This is a genomic window from Streptomyces sp. NPDC059037 (genome assembly GCF_042740015.1).
Taxonomy (GTDB): domain Bacteria; phylum Actinomycetota; class Actinomycetes; order Streptomycetales; family Streptomycetaceae; genus Streptomyces.
This window is the reverse complement of record NZ_JBHYIG010000301.1, coordinates 1-11,742: the sequence shown is the minus strand read 5'-3', so window position 1 is coordinate 11,742 and position 11,742 is coordinate 1. Positions and strand designations below refer to the sequence as shown.

The window sequence follows — 11,742 nt, the reverse complement described above, 5'->3', positions numbered from 1 at the left end:
ACCTGCGGCCGGGAGGATAAACGCCTCCGGGCCGCAGTCGTATTCACCGCTGTTTTACGGGAATTGACGGACCGTCCGAAAAAGCGGACGGAAAGCGGATCAGTGCATTCTGCCGAGTACGTCGCGGACTTTGCGCGCGTCGCGCAGTCGTTGTTCGTACGTCGCGCCGATGGCGAGGAGCAGCATTCCGGCCAGCGCGGGCGGCAGCCAGCGGGGCAGGGTGTCCACCACTTGGACGATGTAGGGCGCCAGTTCGTGCAGTGCGTCCAGGGCGAGGACCGTGCCGCCGATGACGAGCGGTGCCTGGAGCCGGTGCCGCGCCCCGGTCAGCGTGACCAGGAGCGCCGCGGTGCCGAGGAGCAACGGCCGCTGCCAGTGGGCATCGCCCCACGCGGCGGCGAGGCTGGGCAGCAGGGTCGCAGCGAGACCCGGGCCGTACGCCGTCCAGGAGGACGCGGCGGGGTCGCGGCGGCGCCGCAGGAAGCCGACGACGAGGGCCGGGACGGTGGCGGGCAGCGTGTACGCCTCCGGCATGGTGACGTCCCACGACGCGAGGCGTACCCAGGTCGCCAGGAGGAACAGCGCCCCGGCCGCGTACCCGACCCGGCGACGGTCCGCGCGCACGGCCGTACCCGCGGCGATGACACCGCCGAGGGCGAGGGCCGTCGCGAGAGTCGGCGCGTGCCCCGCGGTGAGCACGATCCCGAGCCCGCCCGCCGCGGCCCCGGTGATCTCGACGATCGGCGTCAGAGGGCGCCGACCCAGCCGCGCCGCGGCACCGGCGGCGAGCGCCGGGACGACCAGGACCAGGAGCCCCGTGTGGTCGACGCGCAGCTCTAGGGCGGCTCCCGTGGCGCAGACGAGTGCGGTGGCGTACGCGATGCCGGCACCGGCGGCGATGGCGGCCACGCCGCTCGCAGAGCGCCGGGAGGCGAGGACGGCGGCGGCCAGGAAGAGACCGGTGAGGGCGCCGAGCGTGCCGAGGGTCGCCGACGTGGTGGCGAGGGAAAGGAACGCGACACTCCCGGAGGACGCGAGCCCAAGCCCCAGCGAGGTGCGGGCAAGCGCCGCCGCATCGCTCCGGACCGCGAGGCCGAGCAGTGCCGCGGTCAGGACGCAGTGGACGAACAGCCCGGCGGCGTAAGGGAGTTCGAAGGCGAACGGCAGGGTGAAGACCGCGGCCCACGCGAGGGCGAGGGCGACGGGGCGGGCGGCGGCGAGGAAGGCCGCGGCGGGGGAGGTGCGCACGGCGGCCGCACCGAATCCGCCGGTTGCGTCGGCGCCAGGGGTCCCGCCGATTGCGGGGTCTCCGGATGGTCCTGCGGCCTGGGAGCTACCCGCAGGTCCGGGGGTCCGGCCGGCTTGGCCCGTCTCCGCGGCCGGGGCGGTTCCGGTGGCTCCTGTGGTCCCGGTGGCTCCGGCTGGTCCTGCAGGCCTGTCGCTTCCGGCGGTTGAGGGAACCTGGGCGGCTCGGCCGGTGTCCGCAGCCGGGGCGGTTCCGGCGGCTCCATCCGGTCCCACAACCGCGGTGCTTCCCGCAGCCCCGCCTGCTCCGGCACCCTCGATGCCCGTGGCCCCGACCACAGTCGTTTCCGCTGCCCAAGCCGCACCCATCCCCCCGGCCAGGTAGGCCACGACCGCGACGACCCCCAACACCAGGGAAGCCATTGCGGGTTCGGACACCGGCAGGTCGGACAAGGAGGAGAAGCCGTAGGCGGTGTGGGGCGGGGTGGTCGACGACCAAGGGTCGGCGGCCCAGTGCGTGGGGCCGAGCAGCGCGGCGGCAACCGTCGGCAGCGTCCACAGGACCGCGAGGCCGTGCACCAGGAGGGCCGCGCCCGCGATGCCCTTGCGCAGGGGGTGCGGCAGCGTGATCCGTACCGTCGCCAACAAGGCGATGGCGCACGCCAGATGGGCCGGTACGGACCAGCCGCCGGGCAGCGCCTCCCGGACGACACCACCGACCGCGGCCACCGCGGTCAGCGCGCCGGCGAACGCCGTGCCCGTCGCCGTCGCGGGCGAGGCGTGCGACGTCAGCCACGCCGTGGCGAGCGCGATCGACGTGGCGAGGGCGAGCAGCGCGGCCGCCCTCGCCGCCTCGGGTACGTCCGTCGCCGACCAGGACAGCCATCCGGCGCCCATCGTGCCCCACAGGCCCGTCGCGCACGCACCGACGGTGGCGACGACGCGTACGGCGGTGTCGGTGGCCCGCAGCGCGAGCGCCGTGTCGAACGCCGCCGTCACCAGGAGCGCGGCCCCGATCGCGTGGGTGCCGGAGTCCGACGCCCAGAGGAACAGGGGAAGTTGAGCCGTCACCACGGCCACCGGCAGCGGCAGTCGCAGCTCGCCGAAGACTCTGCCGTACGCCGCCCACAGCGCGGCGAGCACCGCCGAAGCGGCCGCCGCGTACCCCGCCGGGTCCGTGTCGGGCAGGGCGACGGCATGGAGGGCGTACGCGTCCAGGACGGTCAGGGCGAGACCCAGGGCCGCTACCGTCTCCGCCGTCGAGCGCAGCGAGCGGTGCAGGAGCAGCGCCGGCACGCCGAGTGCCGTGAGGGTCAGCAGGGCCAGTACGGCACTGCGGCCGCCGATGCCCAAGTGCCCCCAGCTCACCAGCGTGAAGGCGATCGCCGCGACGGTCAGCAGGATGCCCCCGAGGGTGAGCAGCGCGTTCTGCACGTTCGGCGGCGTGGCCTCGGGCACGTGCCGCGGGTGCGGCGGGGCCTGCGGCGGTGGGGCCGCCGCCCGCAGTGCGCTCAGCAGCCAGGCGCGGCGGTGCAGCAACTGCGCCCTGCGCGCGTCGAGCCGGTGCAGCTCCAGGTCGAGGATCCGCAGTTCCTCGGCCGGGGGCGGAATGTTCGTCATGGTTGTGGAGTGTGGTCCGGGACACAGCGCCGGACATCGGTGCGGATACTCAGGACGTACTCAGATCAGCAGGACGTGCTCAGATCGCGACGTACCCGGATCAGGGGCGTACCCGGATCGGCCGGGGTGCCGGACGGCCGCGCTCCCGCACGGCAGACTCGGTCCATGGACTGGTGTCACTACCGCTTCCGCAGCGTCTGGAATCTGCCGGCGCCGCGCACCGACGTGTTCGCCGCCCTGGAGCGGGCCGAGGACTATCCCGAGTGGTGGCCGCAGGTCCGCGCCGTGACGCCGGTCGACGAGCGCAGCGGCACCGCCCGCTTCCGCTCCTTGCTGCCGTACGACCTGTACGTCACCGCGGAGGAGCGGCGGCACGACCCCGGCGCCGGGATCCTGGAGATCGCGATGACGGGGGACCTGGAGGGCTGGGCGCGCTGGACGGTCACGACCGTGCCCGGCGGTACGCGCGCTCTCTACGACCAGGAAGTGGTGGTGCGCAAACCGCTGATGCGGCGCCTCGCGGTGCCCGGGCGCCCCGTCTTTCTCCTCAACCACGCCCTGATGATGCGCGCGGGCGAGCGGGGTCTGAAGGGGTACTTGAGGCGGAGCTGACCGCTCACCTGGAAGCGGTTTGATGGAAACCCGCGAGGACCTGTATTGTTCAGTCCGTTCCCGGGCGATTAGCTCAGTGGGAGAGCGCTTCGTTCACACCGAAGAGGTCACTGGTTCGAACCCAGTATCGCCCACCCGGAGAATGCCGGTCCGTCACCGACGGACCGGTTTTTTCATGCCCGCCTCATGCCCGCTCCATGGCGGCACGGCGTCGACGGTCAAGCTGCCGCAGGCAGTTCGGGCCGCAGCGGCCACGCGGGGTCCACCGCTTCCGGAGTGCCGCTGCGGGCGAACCACGCCTGCAGCCCACGCGCCTGTGCCGCGTGCCACACCGCCTGCAGCGCGTGCAGCTCCGCCGGCGAGAGCCGTTCGAGACGGGACGCGAAACGGCGCCCCACCGCACGCACGACATCGAGCGCGGCCTGAGCGTCGGCCGCCGCGTCGTGCGCCTCGTCAAGATCCACCGCGTAGTGCGCGCACAGATCGGTCAGCGTGCGGCGGCCCTTGCGATAGCGGTCGAGCTGCTTGTCCAGGACGCGTGGGTCCAGGACGCACAGCGGTGAGCCCGCCATGTAGTGGCTGAGCGAGGACGCGCGGTGCCTGCGCAACTCCCGGTCCAGGATCGTCAGATCGAAGGGTGCGTTCATGACGACGATGGGGCGGCCCGCGGCGCCCTGCTCCGCGAGCTCCCGGGCTATCTCCTCCATCACCGGCGCGGGCCAGCGGCCGTTGCGCTGCAGATGATCCTCCGTCAGGCCGTGCACCGCGGTGGCGCCCTCGGGCACCGGGACGCCCGGGTTCACCAGCCAGCGGGTGATGCGCGGGCGGGTTCCCGCGCCTTGCTGGACGACGACGGCGGCCGACACAATGCGGTCGGTCTCGACGTCGACGCCCGTGGTCTCCGTGTCGAATGCGGCCAAGGGCCCCTCGTACCAGCACGTCATAGTGACGCAACTCCTCGTTCTTGTCCGGCAGATGGCTTGCGTCCCCTGCCCACGCTGGTGATACCCGGGCCGTTTGCGCTGTACGCGGGCCGGAGACAACACAGGTACAGGACCTGGTAGTTGACCGGTCCGAAGCGGGGATTCACTGGCTCGGAAGGCTTGTTGGACATGGCGCTCGCGCAGCCCGAACAGGGTGGGCTGCTGCCCGAGCGGATCGCACCGCCGCGCGGCACACTCGCCACCACCGCCTGTATGGAGACCCTTCAGGTGGGCTATCTGCACGCCGTCGCCGCGGCCGCGGGGTGCTCGCTCTCACAGCCCTTTCCGGACAACGGAATCGACTGGCACGTCAGCCACAGCGCCCCCGGGCACACGGTCGACGACGAAGTCACCATCAAGGTGCAGCTCAAGTGCACGTACCAGATACCGCCGAACCCTCCGGGGCCCGCCTTCTCCTTCACGCTGGACAACCCGCACCTGGAGAAGCTCGCCCGCACACCGGTCTCGGTGCACAAGATCCTGGTCGTGATGCTGGTGCCCCGGTCGCAGGACGACTGGCTGCGCGCCGGTCACGACCGCCTCGACCTGCGGCACTGCTGCTACTGGACCAACCTCGCCGGACACCAGGTGACCGGCCGGCGCAGGACCACCGTGCGCGTCCCGACCTCGCGGATCTTCGACGACCGTGCCCTCTGCGAGATCATGACGCGGGTCGGGACGGGAGGGAGACCCTGATGCACCGCCCGATCGATGAGCCCGTACGCCCCGTTCGCCCGCACCCCATCGAGGCCGCGGGCCCTTGGTCCCATCCGCCCGGCGCGCCCACCCCCGCCCAGGTCGACCCCGCCGTGCTCGGCGCGCTGCTCGACCGGCACGGCTGGCACCGGCGCGGGGGAGCGGCGGGCCGCTATACCCGGTGGACCCCGCCGGGACCGGGAAGCGGCGGCACCAGCCTGCTCGTACCGGAGAGCAGGGCCTTCCCCGACTGCGAGGACCTCATCGGCGAGGCGCTCGTCGCGCTGTCCCGCAGCGCCTCGCCCTCCGCTCGCGACGTGCTCGTGGGGCTGACCGTGCCCAGTGACGAGATCCGCTGGCGGCGGGATGTCCCGGCAGGTCCCGCCGGCACCGCGACCTGGACGGCCGAGGAACAACTGCGGGCCGCGGCACGGCAGATGCTGCTCGCGGGCGCTCTGGCGGCGCGCGGCCGCGCCGGGTACTACGGCGCGCGGCACCGCGGGCCGGCCGCGGCGTCCCTGGGGAACGTCCTCGTCGGGCCCGCCCCCGGCGGGCGGCAGCTCACCGCGTTCGTGCCCGTCCTGACCGGGCGGCAGCTCGCGGTGCGGCTGCATCAGGCGCTGTACGCCGCACGCGAGGCCGTCGACTATCAGCGCGCCACCGGCGGCATGGACGCCTTCGACGGTGCCGTGGAGGCGGGCGTCAGCCATGAGCTGACGGAGGCGATCGCGGCCCTGGTGCGGGGCACGGAAGGCGCGCGGATCGCCGTGGCGTGGGCGCCCGCAGCCGGGGTGCCCGATGGCTGCGCCCAGCACGCCGAGCCCGTCGAGTTCTCGCCCGGTGACCTGCCGGTCCTTAGGGAGGCGGGCGCCCGCTATCTGCGGGACGAGCCCGCGGTGGCGGTGCGGATCACGGGGGCCGTGGTGCGGATGCGGCGGTCGGGACCGCGCGGGAACGGCACGGTGCGGGTCCGTGTGCTCGCCGGGGCGGACGTCCATCACGTACGGATGACCTTGGACGAGGAGGCGTACCGCATCGCCGGGCACGCGCACCTGGTGGGCCTGCCGATCCGGGTGCACGGACGCCTGGAGAGCCGGGGCGGCTTCCGGCGGCTCACCGGGGCGTCCGGGGTGGTGCCCGTACAGGTCGACGAGGCGGAGAAGGACCGCCTGATGAAGTCGCTCCAGGCGACCGCCGAGATTACGGCCTTCTTCGAGGAGGCCTGCAGCGGCGACTAGGGGTGTCTGGGGCGGGGCGCGGCCGGGGCTCGGGGGATAACCGTTTCGCGATGGGCGCCCCCGGCTCGGTACGATTCGTTTCGCGCGCAGGAGCAGATCTGCCGCGACCCCTTCAGCAAGGAGAGACCGGTGTCAGACGTCCGTGTGATCATCCAACGCGATTCCGAGCGGGAAGAGCGCGTGGTGACGACGGGCACTACGGCCGCGGAACTCTTCCCCGGTGAGCGCACCGTCGTCGCCGCCCGCGTGGCCGGCGAGCTGAAGGACCTCGCGTACGCCGTGCAGGACGGCGAGGAGGTCGAGCCGGTCGAGATCTCCTCCGAGGACGGCCTGAACATCCTGCGGCACTCCACCGCGCACGTGATGGCGCAGGCCGTGCAGGAGCTCTTCCCCGAGGCCAAGCTGGGCATCGGCCCGCCGGTCAAGGACGGCTTCTACTACGACTTCGACGTCGAGAAGCCGTTCACGCCCGAGGATCTCAAGGCCATCGAGAAGAAGATGCAGGAGATCCAGAAGCGCGGCCAGCGCTTCTCGCGCCGCGTCGTCACCGACGAGGCCGCCCGCGAGGAGCTGGCGAACGAGCCGTACAAGCTGGAGCTCATCGGCATCAAGGGCTCCGCCTCGAGCGACGACGGCGCGGACGTCGAGGTGGGCGGCGGCGAGCTGACCATCTACGACAACCTCGACCCGAAGTCCGGCGACCTGTGCTGGAAGGACCTCTGCCGCGGTCCCCACCTGCCCACCACCCGCAACATCCCGGCCTTCAAGCTGATGCGCAACGCCGCGGCGTACTGGCGCGGCAGCGAGAAGAACCCGATGCTGCAGCGCATCTACGGCACCGCCTGGCCCACCAAGGACGAGCTCAAGGCGCACCTGGAGTTCCTCGCCGAGGCCGAGAAGCGCGACCACCGCAAGCTCGGCAGCGAGCTCGACCTCTTCTCCATCCCGGAGCAGATCGGCTCGGGCCTCGCGGTCTTCCACCCCAAGGGCGGCATCATCCGCCGGGTCATGGAGGACTACTCGCGGCGCCGCCACGAGGAGGAGGGGTACGAGTTCGTCTACACCCCGCACGCCACCAAGGGGAAGCTCTTCGAGACCTCGGGCCACCTGGACTGGTACGCCGACGGCATGTACCCGCCCATGCAGCTCGACGAGGGCGTGGACTACTACCTCAAGCCCATGAACTGCCCGATGCACAACCTGATCTTCGATGCGCGCGGGCGTTCCTACCGTGAACTGCCGCTGCGACTCTTCGAGTTCGGCACCGTGTACCGGTACGAGAAGTCCGGCGTCGTGCACGGCCTGACCCGTGCCCGCGGCTTCACCCAGGACGACGCGCACATCTACTGCACCAAGGAGCAGATGGCGGACGAGCTCGACAAGACGCTCACCTTCGTCCTGAACCTGCTGCGCGACTACGGCCTGACCGACTTCTACCTGGAGCTCTCCACCAAGGACCCGGAGAAGTTCGTCGGCTCGGACGAGATCTGGGAAGAGGCCACCGCGACGCTGCAGCAGGTCGCCGAGAAGCAGGGTCTGCCGCTGGTCCCCGACCCGGGCGGCGCCGCGTTCTACGGCCCGAAGATCTCCGTGCAGTGCAAGGACGCCATCGGCCGCACCTGGCAGATGTCGACCGTGCAGCTCGACTTCAACCTGCCGGAGCGCTTCAACCTGGAGTACACCGGGCCTGACGGCACCAAGCAGCGGCCGGTCATGATCCACCGTGCCCTGTTCGGTTCCATCGAGCGGTTCTTCGCGGTGCTCCTTGAGCACTACGCGGGCGCCATGCCGCCGTGGCTGGCCCCGGTCCAGGCGGTGGGCATCCCGGTCGGCGACGCACACGTCCCGTACCTGCAGGAGTTCGCGGCCGACGCGAAGAAGAAGGGCCTGCGGGTCGAGGTGGACGCCTCGTCGGACCGTATGCAGAAGAAGATCAGGACGCAGCAGAAGCTGAAGGTCCCGTTCATGATCATTGTCGGTGACGACGACATGAACGCGGGCACGGTCTCCTTCCGCTACCGCGACGGCTCGCAGGAGAACGGCATTCCGCGCGAGGAAGCGCTCGCCAAGCTCGCCGACGTGGTGGAGCGCCGCGAGCAGGTGTGACCCTTCCCCGCGATGGCGGGGTTCGAGGCAGATGCGGGGTTCGAGGCCCCCGGGAAGTTCAGCTTCCCGGGGGCCTCTTCTCGTCCTCGCGCGTGAACACCTGAAGCAGCCAGGACGAGAACGACCCGGTCACCGCGCCGAGGAGGGCGAGTCCACAGAACATCAGGCACACCGCGACGAGCCGTCCCACCGGAGTCACCGGCGTCGCATCGCCGTATCCGACCGTCGACAGCGTGGTGCAGGCCCACCACACGGAGTCGCCGAACGTACGGATCGTGGCGCCGGGCGCCGATTGCTCCTGCTGGTAGACGGCCAGCGAAGCCGCGAAGCCGAGCAGCAGCGCGCAGAGTCCCGCATAGGCGATCACGCGCGCGTGCAGGGTCAGGCGCGGCGCCTCGTTCCGGCGCTGGACGGCATCGTAGAGCTTGACGATCCGCAGCGGCCGCAGCAGCGGCAGCACCAGGACGACGGTGTCCATCCAGTGTTTTCGTACGAAGCGCAGCCGTTGCCCGCTCAGCCGCCACCGCACCGCGTAGTCCACGGCGAACGCCGCCCAGGCGGCCAGGGTGAGCGCGAGGCACAGGTCCTTCCACGCCTCCGGAAGCCCGGGGGCGAGCACCCGGACCGCGTACGCGGCCAGGAACAGCACGGACGCCATGGCCAGCGGGGCTTCGGTGCGGGTCTCCCAGCGTGCCTGACGGCTGTCATCGGTCATCGGCCCAGCTTCGCCGTGAGGCGCCGGGCGGCTGCCCCGCCGACACGCTCCGAACGGGCGAAGTCATATGCTGCACAGCATGACGAGTGAGCCGGAGCAGCAGATCGGAGTGGGGACGCAGGACGCGTTCCAGCGCCTGTGGACGCCCCACCGGATGGCGTACATCCAGGGCGAGAACAAGCCGAGCGGTCCGGGGGCCGACGACGGCTGTCCCTTCTGCTCCATCCCGGCCAAATCCGACGAGGACGGCCTGGTCGTCGCGCGCGGTGAGCAGGTGTACGCGGTGCTCAACCTCTACCCGTACAACGGCGGCCATCTGATGGTCGTGCCCTACCGGCACGTCGCCGACTACACGGAGCTGACGGCGCTCGAGACGGCCGAGCTCGCCGAGTTCACCAAGCAGGCGATGACGGCGCTGCGGGCCGCCTCCGGCGCGCACGGCTTCAACATCGGCATGAACCAGGGGACGGTGGCGGGCGCCGGCATCGCCGCGCATCTGCACCAGCACATCGTGCCGCGCTGGGGCGGGGACACGAACTTCATGCCGGTCGTCGGGCATACGAAGGTGCTGCCGCAGCTGCTCGCGGACACCCGCAAGATGCTGGCGGACGCCTGGCCCGCCGCCCTCTAGACGACGGGCCCGGCGGGGCTCACGCGTCGTACACATCCGCCTTCCTCGGCATCGGGTCCTGGACCGCGCCGCTGAGGAAGCCGGAGCGGGCACCGAACTTCGTGGTGTCGACGCCGTTCTCCTGAAGGACCTTGATGGCCGCCGAGTGCACCACGCGCAGCACCGGCGTGGCCGCGCGCAGCGCGTCGTCGGCCATGAAGCGGTGCCGCCACGGCTTGTCCGCCCAGGCGTGCCGCAGGCCGAAGGGCTCGGGCAGGACCAGCTTGCCGCCGAGGTAGTCCAGGAGCGGCGGGTACCACGTGAAGGGGGCGCGGACCGCGAGGCGTACGACCTCGTCCGCGTCGACCAGCGGCAGCTTGCGGTCGACGGTCTCCCAGAACTTGATCGGCTTGGCGACGGTCTTCGTCTTGGGGTCGGGCTTGCTGGTGAACAGGGAGTGCACCGGGCCGAGCGCGTGTCCGGTGACCTCGATGCGCAGCGTCTCGTGCAGGACGGTCACCGTGATCAGCATCGTGATCACCAACTGGCCGTCCCAGAGCGTGAACTGGACGCCCAGATAGTGGCGGTCGCCGCTGCCGAACTGCTGCTCGTTGCAGATCCGCTGTATCTCGTGGCCGCGGACCTGGAAGGCCTCGACGTCCGTGCCGCTGGGGCGGGCCACCGCCTTCGCGTTCTCCCCGATGGGGGAGACGATCCAGTGCTTTATCGACGGGGTCGGGAAGCCGCCGGTGTGCAGCGGGCCGCGCTCCAGCATGCGCAGCTGGTCGTGCACCGCCCGTATGACGTCCCAGCTGCGGAACGGGTGGATCTCCTTGTCGTCATCAGCGGACACCAGATCCTCGGCGAGCTGCCAGCTGCCCCAGCGAGTGCCCATGCCCAATATGCCCTTGGGGCCCGCGTAGAAGACCGAGTTGCTCTGCTGCTCCGCGGAGAGGCGCGCGAGACCCTGGCGCAGCCGCTCGGCCGCGGTCTCGCCCGGGCTGCCCGGCACCGCCTCGGGGATCTTGGCGCCGATGCCGCCGCCCGCGAGCAGACTGTCCCAGCGCTCGCGCAGATCCCTTGCCGTGCGCTCGGAGATCAGCTTGGCCCAGAACCAGCCGACCACCGGGACCACGATCGCGGCCCGTACGTACCAGGCCCAGAAGCCGCCGAACGGCAGCTTCAGGAGGAAGATCACGGCGAGCACGCCCACGGCGACCAGGACGGCCGTCGCGATCGCGTTCGCCCGCTTGTCGTCCTTCTTGATCACCGCCTGGCGGCCAGCGAAGACCAGCAGCCAGGCGAGCAGGCCCGGCAGGAAGAGCAGCCCGCACAGCGCCATCACGGCGGTGAGCCAGCGGTCGCGGTCCTTGCGGATGTTGTTCGCCGCGAGGCAGTGCTCGACGATCGACTGCGGCTCCGTCCCGAAGGACTGGATGAGCGGCTTGCGGGCGCCGCCGAGCATCCGCATCTGCACGGCGCGCGCGAAGGCCTCGCCCAGGTTCGGCGCGAAGAGCTTGAACAGGCCGCTCTTCACCTCGGACTTGTGCCACTCGCTGTTGGCGTCGAGGATCTTGTCGGCCTTGCTGTCGCGGTACGCGGCCGACGCGAGGGCATGCGTCGCCGCTGTCTGGCCCGCGGCTCCCGACAGCGGTACCTGCGCGCCGGGCTTGAAGTCGAATACGTCGTCCGCCACTGCCGCCCCCATCGCCGCAAGAATCTCGCTGCTGCGGCTTTTCCCGACTTCCGTACCTGGCACACCTGTTGATCAGGTCATCAGCGTATCGGTGCGCACCGACATCCGTCATGGGGCGGGGGGGGGGGGGGGGCGGCGCGGGGGGGGGGGCCCACGCCCCCCCCCCCCCCCCCCCCCCGCCGGACAAAGAAGTAAGACAAGAGCGCGGGGGGGCGGGAAAA

9 protein-coding genes and 1 tRNA gene are annotated in these 11,742 nt (G+C 71.4%); 6 read left to right on the top strand and 4 right to left on the bottom strand.

Going from position 1 to position 11,742, the window contains the following annotated elements; genetic code table 11:
* Nucleotides 1-99 precede the first annotated feature (99 nt).
* Nucleotides 100-2,865: an SCO7613 C-terminal domain-containing membrane protein gene (locus tag ACFWY6_RS38675; protein ID WP_384700612.1), complete on the bottom strand. Its 2,766-nt coding sequence runs from the start codon at nucleotides 2,863-2,865 to the stop codon at nucleotides 100-102.
* 165 nt (nucleotides 2,866-3,030) lie between these two features.
* Here ACFWY6_RS38675 and ACFWY6_RS38670 point away from each other — a divergent pair, with 165 nt between their 5' ends.
* Both ACFWY6_RS38670 and ACFWY6_RS38665 read left to right on the top strand, forming a co-directional pair.
* Nucleotides 3,031-3,477: an SRPBCC family protein gene (locus tag ACFWY6_RS38670; protein WP_384700610.1), complete on the top strand. Its 447-nt coding sequence runs from the start codon at nucleotides 3,031-3,033 to the stop codon at nucleotides 3,475-3,477.
* Nucleotides 3,478-3,539: 62 nt separating this feature from the next.
* A tRNA-Val gene (locus tag ACFWY6_RS38665) sits at nucleotides 3,540-3,611 on the top strand.
* A gap of 84 nt (nucleotides 3,612-3,695) precedes the next feature.
* Here the strand turns inward: ACFWY6_RS38665 and ACFWY6_RS38660 are convergent.
* A complete protein-coding gene (locus tag ACFWY6_RS38660) occupies nucleotides 3,696-4,421 on the bottom strand; it encodes a 3'-5' exonuclease (protein ID WP_384700608.1) in 726 nt (241 codons plus the stop codon).
* 168 nt (nucleotides 4,422-4,589) lie between these two features.
* On the opposite strand from ACFWY6_RS38660, the gene ACFWY6_RS38655 reads away from it, so the two are divergent.
* From ACFWY6_RS38655 to thrS, 3 genes are all read left to right on the top strand, one after another.
* A complete protein-coding gene (locus tag ACFWY6_RS38655) occupies nucleotides 4,590-5,156 on the top strand; it encodes a DUF4365 domain-containing protein (protein ID WP_384700606.1) in 567 nt (188 codons plus the stop codon).
* On the top strand, nucleotides 5,153-6,394 hold the full coding sequence (locus ACFWY6_RS38650) for a hypothetical protein (protein WP_384700614.1): 1,242 nt from the start codon (nucleotides 5,153-5,155) through the stop codon (nucleotides 6,392-6,394). The genes ACFWY6_RS38655 and ACFWY6_RS38650 overlap by 4 nt, the downstream gene beginning before the upstream one ends.
* Before the next feature lie 129 nt (nucleotides 6,395-6,523).
* On the top strand, nucleotides 6,524-8,500 hold the full coding sequence (gene thrS, locus ACFWY6_RS38645; protein WP_384700604.1) for a threonine--tRNA ligase: 1,977 nt from the start codon (nucleotides 6,524-6,526) through the stop codon (nucleotides 8,498-8,500).
* A gap of 58 nt (nucleotides 8,501-8,558) precedes the next feature.
* On the opposite strand, the gene ACFWY6_RS38640 is transcribed toward thrS, so the two are convergent.
* Nucleotides 8,559-9,215, bottom strand: coding sequence for a potassium channel family protein (locus ACFWY6_RS38640; RefSeq protein ID WP_384700602.1), 657 nt, complete (start codon nucleotides 9,213-9,215; stop codon nucleotides 8,559-8,561).
* A 67-nt stretch (nucleotides 9,216-9,282) separates the two neighbouring features.
* On the opposite strand from ACFWY6_RS38640, the gene ACFWY6_RS38635 reads away from it, so the two are divergent.
* Nucleotides 9,283-9,846, top strand: coding sequence for an HIT domain-containing protein (locus tag ACFWY6_RS38635; protein ID WP_361817704.1), 564 nt, complete (start codon nucleotides 9,283-9,285; stop codon nucleotides 9,844-9,846).
* Nucleotides 9,847-9,865: 19 nt separating this feature from the next.
* On the opposite strand, the gene ACFWY6_RS38630 is transcribed toward ACFWY6_RS38635, so the two are convergent.
* Entirely contained in the window at nucleotides 9,866-11,533 is a 1,668-nt protein-coding gene (locus tag ACFWY6_RS38630) for a hypothetical protein (RefSeq protein WP_384700599.1), read from the bottom strand.
* Between the last annotated feature and the right edge of the window lie 209 nt (nucleotides 11,534-11,742).

Coding starts and splice junctions, on each gene's coding strand:
- ACFWY6_RS38670 (WP_384700610.1), top strand. CDS start 3,031: ATGGACTGGTGTCACTACCGCTTCCGCAGCGTCTGGAATCTGCCGGCG.
- ACFWY6_RS38655 (WP_384700606.1), top strand. CDS start 4,590: ATGGCGCTCGCGCAGCCCGAACAGGGTGGGCTGCTGCCCGAGCGGATC.
- ACFWY6_RS38630 (WP_384700599.1), bottom strand. CDS start 11,533: ATGGGGGCGGCAGTGGCGGACGACGTATTCGACTTCAAGCCCGGCGCG.
- ACFWY6_RS38660 (WP_384700608.1), bottom strand. CDS start 4,421: ATGACGTGCTGGTACGAGGGGCCCTTGGCCGCATTCGACACGGAGACC.
- ACFWY6_RS38675 (WP_384700612.1), bottom strand. CDS start 2,865: ATGACGAACATTCCGCCCCCGGCCGAGGAACTGCGGATCCTCGACCTG.
- ACFWY6_RS38635 (WP_361817704.1), top strand. CDS start 9,283: ATGCTGCACAGCATGACGAGTGAGCCGGAGCAGCAGATCGGAGTGGGG.
- ACFWY6_RS38640 (WP_384700602.1), bottom strand. CDS start 9,215: ATGACCGATGACAGCCGTCAGGCACGCTGGGAGACCCGCACCGAAGCC.